This window comes from Lentilactobacillus hilgardii DSM 20176 = ATCC 8290, assembly GCF_000159315.1.
Lineage (GTDB): Bacteria > Bacillota > Bacilli > Lactobacillales > Lactobacillaceae > Lentilactobacillus > Lentilactobacillus hilgardii.
Map to the genome: position 1 here is coordinate 175,656 of NZ_GG669994.1, position 14,017 is coordinate 189,672.

Genomic DNA, 14,017 nt, shown 5'->3' on the forward strand with positions numbered 1-14,017 from the left:
GAATCCTCAGAAATTTCCTTTGGTGAAATTGCCGGAGAAGATGCAAAAATTGAAGTTGAGAAGGCCACCATTAGTTTAAAAAAAGACGGCCACTTTTATAAAGACAACGGGGTTGTTGACTACAATAAATTTCATTGGACATCCACTTTTAAAGTGGAAAATAAAGATTCTGCAGCTGATAAAGTTGTTTTAACTGATACATTCGGTAATGGATATCAATACGGGACTGGTAACAATCCGGCAGACTACATCATTCACGTTACCGGTAATAAAGGTACTGATAAACAGGTGAAATTAAGTGATATTAGTCATGCATCAGATGGGCAACAAATTGTTTTTACCTTTGATGCAGCCGAATTAGTTAAAAAGGATATTTTTAATGAAGGCGAAAAAATTACATCAATTGTTTTGGAGACAATTGGTGAGGTTACAAACGCTACTCAAAAGAAATTTCTAAATGCAATTCAAGTGACAGATAGCAAAATTAATGATCAAAAGATTACCAGCGCGCAAGTAGAAACAAGTATTGAACGGGAAAGTACCCAATTAGATAAAACAGCAAAAGTCCAATCAGGTGGAAATGTTCGATATGAAGTGAGATTTACGGTGGATGAAGACACAAAGAATTTCACGATGACAGATAGGCTAAGCAGCGAAAAGTTTGACTTTGCAGCTGTAGGCTCCGATTCCTATGAACTCAAAATAAAAGGTGAAGGGGAAAACGCTTACCAGGATTGGGTGGAAGAAACGGACATTTCTGGTGGCAATGGCTCTCCCTCCACGCTCAAAATTACGTTTAAAGATAATATTCCCGTTGGGACCCATTATCTTTATTACGAGATCATCCCAAAGGAAGGCACTACGAATGAAAATTATCAAAATTTGAGGAATTTTGTTCAGTGGAATGGACAGGAAAAATATTCGACAATTCAAAATCCGAGAATCGATACCAAGCGAAGTCGCGGGGCTGATTGGTCAAAGATGACCACTGATTGGGGCATTAACGTTAATCAGATTAATCGAAAAGTGACAGGTGATTTTGTGATTACTGAACCTCACGAAAATGCGGAATATCTTGATTTTGAAAAATTTTACAATGAGCTTTCAAATAACGAATACCAAGATGTTAATAAGTATCTGAGGTTCTTTAAAAATAATGTGTTAGGAGAAGAATATAAATACAAATATGAAAACGGAAAGTTCTCTTGGATAGGGAAAGAAGGAGAAGCATTTAGAATTGCCTTTTCAGGTGGAAAGATGACACTCACCGTTCTTAACCTCCCTGACGCTAATCACTTTCAATTTGGAATCGGCTACTATGGCGTTCCACTGGACAAAGATGCTGTTGCAGAGGAGATGCCTGAAGAGATTTATAATCGAGCGCAGGTAAGTTATAACGGTGAAAATAATGAAGTCGCGGCCAAAACAGAAATTCCTAGATTTATGCGCCGGCACTTGGCTAAATCCGGAAGATTGAGTGAAAACTTCCATGAAAAGAACGATCGTTACATTGACTGGAAAGTGTCATTTAATCACATGGGTTATTTAGGTGAGGGTGAGGCACTGGCAAAGCTTCTTACAGAAGACGGGATAGACATTACTGATATTGTCGGTACCGATCAAATGACCGGTAATGACGATGTGTCGAATGATAAAACACTTCAAGATATTTCAAACCTATTAGGAAGTCTAAAGATTTCGCTTGCTAAATTAGCGAATGACGGTTCCGGTTATGGTGAAGCCGAACTTTTGGAGAAAAATGATTACAAAATTGTTGAGGACAAAGACGAAAGTGAAAACGAGAATCATAAAGTAACATTCAACTTAAAACTAACAGAAAGTGGGCTAGAAAAATACAGAACCGGGAAAACGGTCTTTGTTCTTAATTTTCAAGCTCAAGTACCATCTCTCGATTTTAGTGACGATAAGCATGAGCATTTTAAAAAATGGCTTTTCCGTAATAAAATTACGCTTTCAGGTTTGGGACAGTATGGTGATGAGAATGGTAAAAGGACAACTGAGGCTACCGTTTCCTATACAGACAATGGTCACCTTTTAGATAAGAGCGGTCAGTCAATGGATATTTCACCGGCCCCGGAAGGACGGACTTTACCAGCCATAAAATGGCAGGTGGTTCTTAACGGTGATGGTCGAAATATTGATTCCAAACAAATTAAAGTGACCGACTCAATTGCCAATCAAACCCACCATCATTTGATTACACATGATCCAACCTACCAATTGACTTTATTCAAAGCAAATCGATCAATTGGCGACGATGGTAAAGTAACGTACACTGCGGGAGACAAAATTCAACGGGACTCGTATAAGCTGGATTATTCCGATTCGCTGGATAATATGACCATCACATTTGATAAAGACGTGATCGATGGTCAACCAATATTGGTCCAATACTACACGGTTAGAGAGACTTCAACTGCCAATAGTTCTTTTGAAAATAAAGTGACCTTGGAATATGGTGACGAAAAGATTATTGAGGAAGAAAAAGTTAAGTCCGATACCAGTGCGTGGGGATCTTATGAAAGATTTGCGGTTAACGTGGTTAAATCGGATGCCAAGACAGGCAAACGTTTGGAAGGCGTCATGTTTATGCTTGAACGGTATGATAAAGCCACTCAAAAATGGGTACCGGCCCAGTATCTGGATGGCAATAACGAGAAACAGGATATGGTTGAGACAACGGATGAGTATGGAATGGCGTCCTTCAACAATCTTGGCGATAAAGCCGTCTATCGAGTCGTTGAAACACAGGGTCTGGGCGGATACTATGCAAATTACACGTCTCCGGAATTTAGGATGAGTGATTTGACTAATGGTCAAACGGTTCACGTGCTTAACGTCGAAAATCCGAAGATGAAAGAGTTGATCATTAAGAAAAATGTTCAATCCAGTGACCCGGCTTCACTGAATGATCGGTTTAATTTTGAGGTTCAGTTTACCGACAAAGACGGAAAGATAGATGAAAATGTGAACGGTCGCTTTGATGTGGAACTTAATGGTGAAATGCAATCCACTCAAGTGACCTTTATCGAAGGTGTGAGCCAAGGCCTCCCTGGGATCAAGAATGGTGAAACACTTAAGATTAAAGGATTGCCGGTCAATGCCTATTACCGGGTTATTGAAACTAACGGGGATGGTTATAAAACGACTCATGGTACTGACCAACTTAACGTTACCCATCCGGCAGGTGACGGATCAAAGAAAACGGGTGTCTTGGCATTTGACGATTCAAACTTTCCCGGAATTGTAACTTTCACGAATACCTTGGATTCCGGCGAGTTTGAATTTTCTAAAACGATTCGGGGCGAAAACAAGGATCGTGATAAGGATCGGGAATTCAAATTTGAACTCCAAGTGTATAAAGATGGCAAGTTGTACAAAGAGTTTAATTCGTTAGTTTCAGGAATTAAGCATCAGGATAGACAAGATAGAGATGTTCAGTTTAGGTTTGAAAATGGTAAGAGCACGCAGTTAATTGACGATAAAGACAATAAAAACATTGTGCTGAAAGACGGTGAAAGTTATCGTAAAATTAAGCTTCCGGGAAATGTTCAGCTTGTTGTTCGGGAAGAACACGATGATGTCTACAGCAAAACATTTTACAAGCTAAATAACGGTGATGAAAAAGCGGTCGAAGTTGATCATGACGGATTTCATGTAGTGGGTCCGATTTCCATGGGCAGTCATGTCAAATTTATTAACGAACACAAAGAAAATCAATTCGAGTTCGAGAAAATAGTTTCCGGCCGGGATACCAATGATACTTTTACTTTTGATGTAACAGCCGGCAACGAAGAAACCCGGAATGCGGTTAAGAGCAACGACTATGTGGTTGCAATTGTTAATGCTGCAACGGGAGAATCGGTTCATGGTCATTTAACGGTTAAGATTGTGTTTAATGATCAAGGTAAAGCAACCGGGTTGCGATTTGGTGACCAAGCCGACTTAAAGCCGATTAATCTTCAAAATAATCAGAAGTTGATTGTTAAAGGATTACCAACGGATGCGGGACAATTTAAAATTAAAGAAATTGACTATCAAAAGGGTGATTGGACCGTTTACAACCACATCGATGGAGAATTCGAGCGTGCCGGTGATGACGTTACTTTGAACCTGAACAGAGAAAAGGGAAGAAACTCGGTTATGTTCCGAAATACACCACCGGATTGTGTACCGTTTACGCTTAAGAAAGTAGCAAGTGGACTTGATATTCCAAAGGACAAGACATTTGAATTTGACTTAACGATTACAAATCCAAATTCCGAATGGGGTGACAAAAAAACGTTTAAGGCTATCAAGAGTGGTGAAACAGATGAGCAGGAGATCGTGTTCTCAAAAGCCGCAGGCAATGTTTATCATGCCAAAGTATCACTCAAGGTTGGCCAAACAATCACATTCTTTATGATTAAAGGGTTGAAGATGACAATCACTGAGAACATTGGTGATGACTATCATGTCAGTCATCAATATGGTGGCGACAACTGGAATGATGGCAAAGAAGCCCAAGTGACAACCGGTTCAGCCGATGATTGTGGAACAAATTGTCTGCCGCCGCTTGTCTTCAAAAACCATCGTCCGGGAACATCACTGGAAATCAGAAAGGTCTTAAAGGGAGCCCTTTCTGAAAACGGATTTTGAGACAGAATTCGAGTTTAATTTAAATGTGGTAGATAAGGATGATCACAAAATAACCGATGATTTTGGCATCACCATTATCGATCGGGAAAATCATAAACGATCAGGAACTGTCACCTTAGTAGATGGCAATATCAAAGTGATTACCCTTGATAAGGAAGAACTGAGTACTTTAAAATTACGCGGGGATGAAAGGGCTGTGATTACAGGGTTACCAGACGGCGCAAAGGTCAAAGTTATTGAGGCATTGCGGGCCGACTTTAAGGCCAGCCATATGATCAATACGAATGCGGAGGTAACCGGTAACGAAACGATCAATTGGACACTTCACGAAGATGAGAAAACCGTGATTCAATTTATGAACGAGAAACTGGCAGGGGGATTAAAGATAACCAAGCGGGTTATAGGTGATCAGCTAACACCGGCTGATAAGGATCGTCAATTTGAATTCTATGTAACCACGACTCCCGAATTGGCGGATAAAACCTATCAAGCAGTTAAGAGAGACCAGCATGGAAATAAGGAAAATCTAAGAATCAAGTTTACTGATGGCCGTTCCGAGCAAGTCCTATTAAAAGATGGCGAATCTATGGCATTCCTGGGCTTGCCAACTAACGTCAAGTATTCGGTTCGCGAAATTATTGTGCAGGATATGCGGGCGGATTATGACGTGTCCTATAGAATCGACGAAGGCACCGAGCATCAAAAAGAGGTCACAGAATATTTTGACCTTGAGCATGGTAAGGTTGGACATGTCACATTCTATAATGCCAAAAACTCACCGAAAACCACAAACCTTGAAATTCATAAAAAGGTAGATGGGGACGGCATTAGTAACCTGGATTTACAGAGATCGTTCAGTTTCCGAATCAAATCGGATATTGCCTTAAATGAAACATTTACGGCAACTATGCGAAGCCAGAATGGTCACATGGAAGAAGTTGGACTCGAATTTAAAAACGGCATTGCCGATTTGACGTTGAAATCTTCGGAATATTTAACTATCATGGGACTTCCGATTGACTATCATTACCAGGTAACGGAAACAAAGGTTGCCGATTTCAGTACATCCTATCAGGTGAATGGTGGACAAATAACGGCTGGTAACGCAACTGAAAGTTTTAAAATGGTAAATGGGAAAAACGGACTGGTTAATTTTGTCAACTATAAGGAAAAATCAGAAACTGCTTCTATGGAAATTGCCAAGCGCTTGGCTGGAACGGGAATTTCCGAAGCTGATAAGGATCGCAATTTCAAGTTTGTGATTTATACAAATGCTTATGGTGATTTTAAAGCAACCAAGATCGCCAGAAATGGTCATAGCGAAGAAGTAACGGTTTCAATTCGTAATTGACAGTCGACACCTATTTATCTAAAAGGTGACGAATCAATTCTGATTAAAGATCTGCCAATAAGCAGCACTTATCAGGTTGGTGAGGCATTCGCTGAAGGGTTTGCTGCGAGTTATCAAGTTAATAGTGCAGGTAAATACGATGGGATGATGACTGACGCCGTTAAGTTGGTGAAAGATCAAGCGGGAAAGGTCACATTTACTAACACCAAAGATATGGTTCCTGCCGAGGGGACGCTCATTATTGATAAATTTGTGAACAGCCTTGGTAATCCAAAACAACCCTTTACTTTTAACATTGAGATGAAAGATGGTGCTGGCGGTTATCTGAATGGTATTTTCCAAGTAGAAAAAGTTAAAAACGGTGTTTCAGAGATTGGGCAAATTGCCATAGTTGACGGCAAAGGAACCTTCCAATTAACGCATGGACAGACAATTAAGTTAAGCATGCCGCTTGGAACAGCGTATAACATTTCCGAACAGGATTATCAGTCGATGGGATATGTAACAACAACGACGAAGAACCGTGTTGCAATGCCAAGTACCACCGTAACGGGAACGGTAACGGCAGGCACAGACCATCTTGTCTATCATAACGATATTAAAGATGATCTTGAAGGAACAGCACCGCTTCCTGGACAAGAAGATAGTGATGACGGCAGCGCGACGCTTGAAGGAGCGCAAGGACTGCCTGGTGACACTTCAGATAACACGAGTGGTGCTGATGGGATTAGCGGCAGCAATGGTGTGAGTGGATCAGGGTCTTCAACAGACGCACCGTCCGGGATTCCTTCGCAAGGATATACCGGTAAAGCAGCCCTGCCACAAACAGGAGAAGATATTAATCAGCAACTGATTATTTTGGGATTGGTATTGCTGATGGTTGCAATTGGCGGCATGGTTTATTATAAGAAACGGGTTCGATAAAAAATAATTTTTAAAGAAAAGGAAGCGCCAAAAGTCAATTATGGTGCTTCTCTTTCTTGGCTTTACAAGGCATTAGGGTTCACATTTTTATCACTTTTTATTAAAACATGCTTGACATTTTGTTATTTAAATCTCATAATGCGAAGTATCAATTTGAAAGAAGCATTCGTCCTATTCAATTACCAGAAAAGTCATTCGGCGGCTGAGAGATGACATTGAATTTGCGGATCGTGACTTTCATGCTTTCTTTAACTAGATTGGTGAGCTGTTTTTAGCAGTTAGCCGGTTTCGGACTTGTCCGTTAAAGCATGTCAACGAGTGGATACGAAAAGCGTATCTATGAAGGTGGTACCGCGGCCAATTGTCGTCCTTTTGTCTTAGTGACAGAAGGGCGACTTTTTATTTGGTTGACTCGTTTGACGATTGAATAGTTGTTACATAGCGATGACATGAAAGGGAGTTATAAATATGAAATATACAGTTTTAGGTGCAGGTGCAATGGGGTTGCGTTATGGTGTTTTGCTTCAGGAAGCAGGATTCGATGTTGATTTTGTTGATACTTGGGAGGACCAGGTTGAGACAATTCGTCAGCAAAAAGGGGTCTACGTTTCCCGAGATGGTCAGAACCGGCATTTGGTACCGGTAAATGTTTATTATCCCGAAGAATACAAGGGTGATCCGGATGTCTTGATTGTCTTTACGAAACAGTATCAATTAGACGACTTCTTGAAACGAAGTGCCCGTTTCTTTAACGATAAACAATACGTCGTGACTTGTATGAACGGTATGGGACATATTGAAAAACTAAATCAATATTTTCCTAAAGAGCGTGTTCTTGGCGGCACTGCTTTAATCGGAACGGTTTTGAATAAGGCGGGTGATGTTGATTTTATCGGTCCTAAAGGCGCCGGTTCAATGAATGTTGCCAATGAAACCGAAAAGCCGGATCAAATGACACATCAAATCGTTGATGAGTTTACGCAAGCAGGCTTAAACCCCAATTTGACAACAAACTTCTTGGGAACACTAATGGCTAAGGTTATTTTCAACTCGGTTATTAATACGCTTTGCACCATGTTTAAAATCCGCATGGGTGAATATATTCAATCGCCAGTGGCCAAGAAATTGGGTGTTCAATTAATTGATGAGGCATTTGATGTTTGTGAACGAGCGGGCATTACCTTGCTAAATACTCGTGAAGAAGAATGGCAGACTGTTTCATACGTCAGTCGTGTCTCAAATCCATTGCATTTCCCATCTATGTACCAAGATATCTCCAAGAATCGGCAAACCGAAGTTGATTACATCAACGGTTATATTTATGATTTGGGATTGAAGTATCATTATGAAGCCAAGACTCATGACTTCTTGAGAAATTTGGTTCATCTAGCTGAATTCTCTGGGACATTCGATGTTGATGGCTATATTCAATCGGTTTTGGACGAGGATAAGAAGCAGGCAGCAAAGCAAGCCACAGTTCAAGCCAAAGCATAGTTTTTTAACTAACATAGTTTTATTTTGACCCCTTTGACAAATTCCCGAAGTTGGTTCTAGGATTGACATCAAAGAATGAGAATTGGAAAGGGGACACATATATTGGATAAAGCACTTTTGGCGACATTACCGATCGGACCGATTATAAGCGCTCAGCCAGTTGGTGGTGGCGATGTTAATTCAGCTTATAAGCTAGTCGGTCAAAATGGTAAAAAGTATTTTCTGCTTCTGCATCCCAGCGATACAAAAGACTTTTATAGGCAAGAGATTGTTGGCTTGAAGTTGCTGGCAAAAACAGCCATGGTTCCAAGTGTCTTAGCAAACGGTACTTGGGAAAGCAATGCTATTTACTTCTTAACTATATTGATTCTCAGTCATTTGGTGACCAATATGCTTTAGGACGGGTAATTGCTCAAATGCATAAAAGAACGAGTGCTAACGGGCAATTTGGCTTTAATCTCGACGATCCCGAGGGTAAGTTTGATCATGGTGGTACATGGTATCCGGACTGGCCGTCATTCTTTATTAACGAGCGGTTGGAATATCGGAAAAAGATTATTCTCAAGAGGCATTTGTGGACGGGAAGTATGGAAGCAATATATCAAAAGTGTCTGGTTAGGTTTAAACAGTTAATGCGAACTCATAATTCTAAACCATCCTTACTGCATGGTGACTTTTGGTCGGGCAACTTTATGTTTGATGAAAATGGGCAGCCCGTTATTATTGATCCGGCAGTTTTCTACGGAGATCGTGAGTTTGATATTGGTGTCAGTCAAGTGTTTGCCGGTTTTGACCCCGAGTTTTATCAGGGTTATCAAGATGAATATCCTTTAGATGAAGGGTATCAAAATCGACTGCCATTCTACCAACTTTATTATTTAATGCTTCACTTAGGTAAGTTTGGTATAGGTTATCAAGAGAGCGTCGTTCGACTATTAAGGGAATTGCAATAATAAAAGATCGACTTCCGAAAATGGAAGTCGATCTTTTTAATCATCATGATATATAAACGGTTTTAAGCGGCAACCGTTTGATTGTCGTTAACCGTTAGTTGATTTGTAGAAGTTGTTGAACTGGTTTGCCCATTATCAACAGCGTTAAGAAAATCTTGAATGTGCTGGGTGTAGGCGAGCACTGCATTATTGGCAGAGGCATGCCCACCAACATTGCCATCCAGGATCCATAGCTGCTTATCCTTAGAAATGCTGGCATTATACAAAGCTTTGGTTTCCGAATCCGGAATGAAGGTGTCATCGGCCGTCGCAATAAATAACGTTGGCAGTGTTGAATTTTGAACGGCTGTCAATCCTGAGGCATCATCCAAGTTGAAGCCTTGGAAAAGATGGTTAACGTTATTAAGATTGTTTAGAAATTGATCATACGGCACTAGTGGGATCGATCCATTGAGGTTCCAGCCGATTTTTGACGTATAGCCGTTTAGTTTGTTGGCTGCCCCTGTATAAAGCGAATAAAGAAGAGATGGGATCGTTGAGTAGCCACAGTCGGCAATGACGGCTTTAACTGATGATGGTAGATTCTTTTGTGCACCGGCTTCCAAAGCGTCATCGGCACCAAGTGATTGGCCATAAAGGACCACTTCGCTGTTGGGACCGTTTAGTTGGTCGATTTTATTGATCCAGTTAATCCAATCTGCCTTATCTTTGTATCCAAATGTCAGAAACTCGCCATCACTGCTGTTTTGCCCGCGGGTATATGGCATTAGAACGTTATAGCCCATGTCATAGAAAATTTTCGAAATGTATCCCATCCACTCGGGCTCTGTTGTCCAACCCTGGCCATAAATAATTGTTTTGGTTGAACCCGGATGAGCGATATAAGTTGCCGAGGCATTTCCGCTGCCGTCCGCAAACGGAACCGTTAACGTTTCTTTTTTAACCTCATTATCATACCAGTTCTGGGCATCAGTGTAGAATTGCTTTGTATAGTCAGGATTATATTTTTGATCCAAATCCGACCAGGTTTGATCAATGTTGTAGCGGGTAGGGGATAATAATGTTCGAAATTCTGATAATAGATGAGACCCTTGGCGGGAAGTGATAAATGGATAAATCAAGGCAGCAGCTCCGGCACTGGTCATATTTGTCAACCAATTGAGTAAGGGATTGGAACTGGACTGTTTGATTGCGGGATCAGTTGAACTATTGGTACCCGTAACGGTGATTTGATCCTTATTGGTTCCTCCAGTCGTTGTGTTGTCGGTACTTGAGGATTGATCCGTTACAGGACTTGAATCAGCTGTTGAATCAACATCATTACTTGTAGAATCGGTGTTGGTTTGACCTTGATCTTTCGATGATGCAGTGCCGGTCACGTCTTGTGATGATGATTGGTTGTTAACTTGCGATTCATCAGTTGAAGAACTTGCATTGGCGCTTTCTGATGAAGAAGATGTCGATTCTGGTGTGCTTGAACCATTTACTGAAGACGTTGGCTGACTGGTATCGGTCGTGTTTTCCGAAGGTGCAGGAGTGGTTGCACCACTTGTGGACGATTGATTTGACGTGGTAGCATTTTGATTATTGCTTTGACTATCCGAAGTGTTATTGAGCGTCGTGTCAGTTGATGAGTCGACATTATCGCTGTTGGAAGCCGATTCCTTAAAGACAATTGTTTGCTCCGAGGATGAGGATTGAGACGTTGTTTCGCTGCATGTTGTTTGTGATTGAACATCAGCATATGTATGATCGGTAACGACCAGAAAGCCTAATATCAAAGTAGCCAGAAAGCTCGTTATTAAAATGACCTTTCTGCAAGCAGTTGACCTATTTATTTCCATAACTAATATACCCCTTTATATAATATCCAGATTTAGTATACCGCATTTTGTATTAAATGAACACGGTTAATTATTTTAGAGGTATATGGTTAACAGGAGGAGTTAGTTAATGTAGGGCTTGTGTCTGTAAGCACAAAAAAACCGACGATCTCTCGTCGGTTTTTAAAAAACTTTTTAATTTTTTAATTAGTCGTCAACAACAGTAACGTTGGCAGCTTGTGGGCCACGGTCGCTGTCTTCAACGTCAAGGGTTACATGTTGGCCTTCGTCTAATGACTTGAAGCCGTCTTTGTTGATAGCTGAGAAGTGAACAAATACGTCACCATCGTCAGTAGTAATGAAGCCATAACCTTTATCAGCGTTGAACCATTTAACAGTACCTTGTTTCATAATATATGAAACCTCCTTGCGCTTTTTGCGCATCATAAATTTTAATGTATCTAGTTGAACTGATTCCAAGGAAGTTATTTCATAAAACTATAAAACAAGTACCTTTGAAAATCGACTCCTGAAACACATTGACTATAATATACCAATATCGCTGGTATATGTCAACGGATTAACTTGGATTTCGACCGGAAACATTACTTACTGATCGTTGCTTCTTTACCGGTAGTAGGGGTGACCTCGATTTGATTATCTTTTGCGTTGACCGTAAAGTTTTTCTCTTCTGGGTGAGCCAGGAAACTATTAGTTAATTTATCGGTAATTTCCTTAGTGATAACTCTGTGCATTGGACGTGCACCAAGTTCCTTGCTGTATCCCATATTAACCAGTTGGTTCTTAGCATCATCCGTTATGGTGAAGTGGATACCACGTGATTTGTTTACCAATTGATCCAAGTCATTGAGCATGAGATCAAGAATTTGAAGCAAATCAGCCTTTGTTAATGAATTGAATTGAATAATATCATCAATTCGATTCAAAAACTCAAGCTTGAAGTAAGGCTTCAAGCGATCAATGACATCCTTTTTATCACTGCTATTTTCTTGACCGGCATTACTGGTCATGATGATCACTGTGTTGCTGAAGTCAACGGTTCGGCCCTGTGCATCGGATAAGCGACCATCATCCAAGATTTGCAGTAACAGGTTCAAAACATCGGGATGGGCTTTCTCGATTTCGTCGAGCAGGATCAAACTATAAGGATGACGACGGACTTGTTCCGTTAATCGACCGCCTTCCTCATAACCCACATAGCCGGGAGCCGAACCGATTAGTTTGGAAGCGCTAATCTTATCCATATATTCAGACATGTCATAACGAAACATGGCTTTGGTTGTTCCAAATAGTTCTTTGGCAAGCGCCTTTGCTGTTTGAGTCTTACCAACTCCGGTAGGGCCAACAAACAGGAAACTGCCAATTGGCCGATTGCCCTCTGTAAAGCCAACCCGGCTACGTTTGATGGCTGCCGAGATTGCATCAATTGCTTTGTCCTGACCGATAACCTCTTTCTTGAGATCTTTGTTCAGACTGTTGAGTTGACTGACCTGGTTTTTATTAACGTCAGTAACAGGGACTCCTGTAATACGTTCAACAACTTTTTTAATAACGTCTGCAGTAACTTCAGGTACTTCTACTTTAGTGCCATTATCAATGGCTTTGATTTGAGCTTCTACTTTGTCGAGCTTATCGCGAAGCCCGGCAGCTTTTTCGTATTCTTCATTAGAAGAAGCATTCTTTTTGGACTTTTCAAGCTTTTCAGCCTCTTGCTGCAAAGTCGACTTGTCCTTTGTAATTGATGAGCCCATCGCAACTTTAGCACCGGCTTGATCGATTAAATCGATAGCCTTATCCGGATTCATTCGATCCTGAATGTAACGGTTACTGAATGACACAGCGGCCTTTAGGGCGTCGTCGGTATAACGAACGTGATGGAATCTTTCATACTTTGGCTTTAGTCCCTTAATGATTGTCAGTGTATCTTGTTCGCTTGGTTCGTTAACCATGATTGGCTGGAATCGACGGGCAAGTGCCTGGTCTTTTTCAATATCACGATATTCGTTACTGGTGGTCGCACCGATGAGTTGAAAGTCGCCACGTGCCAATTTAGGTTTCAGAATGTTTCCGGCATCCATTTTATCGCCTTCACCGGTTGATCCGGCACCGATGATTTGATGAATTTCATCAATAAACAGGATCACATCTTTATTCTTTGAAACTTCATCAATCAACTTTTTCATTCGTTCCTCAAATTGGCCACGAATGCCGGTTCCCTGAACCAGTGAAACAACATCTACAGAGATAATCCGCTTGTTAAGCAGTTTCTCGGAAACGTCACCATCAACAATCTTTTGAGCGAGACCCTCAACGACAGCCGTTTTGCCGACGCCGGCTTCACCGATTAATACTGGATTATTCTTGGTTCGCCTGCTCAAAACTTCTTCCATTTGTTCAATTTCTTTATCCCGACCAATGACGGGGTCAAGCTTGCCATCTTTAGCCATTTTGGTTAAGTCGGTTCCATATTGGTCTAATAAGGTCGTTTTATTTTGAGGTCTGCGTTCCTGCACTTGAACGGGTTGCTGTCGCATTTGTTGTTGACCCGACATATTTGGTAATTGTTGCTTGAAGAACGGGTCGTTAAAAATGTCATCAAAAATATCGTTATTCATATGCATGCCTCCGATTATTTACTATTTAGTTTTCTAATTGAGTTGTTCGCTTATGAGAATATCTGTTCCCCTTACGAACAACTATATAATATCATGAAATTGTTATCAGTACAAGAATTTGCTTGATTAATTTTTGATATAGAATGCCTACATATAGGCATTCTTAACACATATACC

The 14,017-nt window shown here is 40.8% G+C and carries 7 protein-coding genes and 1 pseudogene; 5 read left to right on the plus strand and 3 right to left on the minus strand.

All coding sequences use genetic code 11. The features are described from left to right. The 5 genes and pseudogenes from HMPREF0519_RS08095 to HMPREF0519_RS08115 form a co-directional block, all read left to right on the plus strand. Positions 1-4,659, plus strand: a 4,659-nt coding sequence (locus HMPREF0519_RS08095) for a DUF7601 domain-containing protein (RefSeq protein WP_003635357.1), incomplete at its 5' end; no start/stop codon positions are given. Positions 4,660-4,684: 25 nt separating this feature from the next. Further along, positions 4,685-6,010 (plus strand): DUF7601 domain-containing protein, encoded by a 1,326-nt coding sequence (locus HMPREF0519_RS08100; protein ID WP_003635360.1) that lies wholly within the window; start codon positions 4,685-4,687, stop codon positions 6,008-6,010. A 144-nt stretch (positions 6,011-6,154) separates the two neighbouring features. Next, complete coding sequence (locus tag HMPREF0519_RS08105; RefSeq protein ID WP_003635362.1) at positions 6,155-6,934, plus strand: LPXTG cell wall anchor domain-containing protein; 780 nt, start codon at positions 6,155-6,157, stop codon at positions 6,932-6,934. A 468-nt stretch (positions 6,935-7,402) separates the two neighbouring features. Beyond that, complete coding sequence (locus HMPREF0519_RS08110; protein ID WP_003558870.1) at positions 7,403-8,428, plus strand: ketopantoate reductase family protein; 1,026 nt, start codon at positions 7,403-7,405, stop codon at positions 8,426-8,428. A 75-nt stretch (positions 8,429-8,503) separates the two neighbouring features. After that, positions 8,504-9,381: pseudogene (locus HMPREF0519_RS08115) on the plus strand (fructosamine kinase family protein). 62 nt (positions 9,382-9,443) lie between these two features. On the opposite strand, the gene HMPREF0519_RS08120 reads toward HMPREF0519_RS08115, so the two are convergent. The 3 genes from HMPREF0519_RS08120 to HMPREF0519_RS08130 all read right to left on the minus strand — a co-directional run bounded on the left by HMPREF0519_RS08120 (position 9,444) and on the right by HMPREF0519_RS08130 (position 13,846). Beyond that, entirely contained in the window at positions 9,444-11,225 is a 1,782-nt protein-coding gene (locus HMPREF0519_RS08120; RefSeq protein ID WP_003635367.1) for an alpha/beta hydrolase, read from the minus strand. Between the two features lie 186 nt (positions 11,226-11,411). Then, positions 11,412-11,615, minus strand: coding sequence for a cold-shock protein (locus tag HMPREF0519_RS08125; protein ID WP_035178119.1), 204 nt, complete (start codon positions 11,613-11,615; stop codon positions 11,412-11,414). 194 nt (positions 11,616-11,809) lie between these two features. Beyond that, the gene (locus HMPREF0519_RS08130; RefSeq protein WP_003635369.1) at positions 11,810-13,846 is read right to left on the minus strand and encodes an ATP-dependent Clp protease ATP-binding subunit; all 2,037 of its coding nucleotides are present in this window, start codon (positions 13,844-13,846) and stop codon (positions 11,810-11,812) included. Between the last annotated feature and the right edge of the window lie 171 nt (positions 13,847-14,017).

Excerpts from the sequence above, each read along its gene's own strand:
- HMPREF0519_RS08105 (WP_003635362.1), top strand. The coding sequence starts at position 6,155 with ATGATGACTGACGCCGTTAAGTTGGTGAAAGATCAAGCGGGAAAGGTC.
- HMPREF0519_RS08110 (WP_003558870.1), top strand. The coding sequence starts at position 7,403 with ATGAAATATACAGTTTTAGGTGCAGGTGCAATGGGGTTGCGTTATGGT.
- HMPREF0519_RS08120 (WP_003635367.1), bottom strand. The coding sequence starts at position 11,225 with ATGGAAATAAATAGGTCAACTGCTTGCAGAAAGGTCATTTTAATAACG.
- HMPREF0519_RS08125 (WP_035178119.1), bottom strand. The coding sequence starts at position 11,615 with ATGAAACAAGGTACTGTTAAATGGTTCAACGCTGATAAAGGTTATGGC.
- HMPREF0519_RS08130 (WP_003635369.1), bottom strand. The coding sequence starts at position 13,846 with ATGCATATGAATAACGATATTTTTGATGACATTTTTAACGACCCGTTC.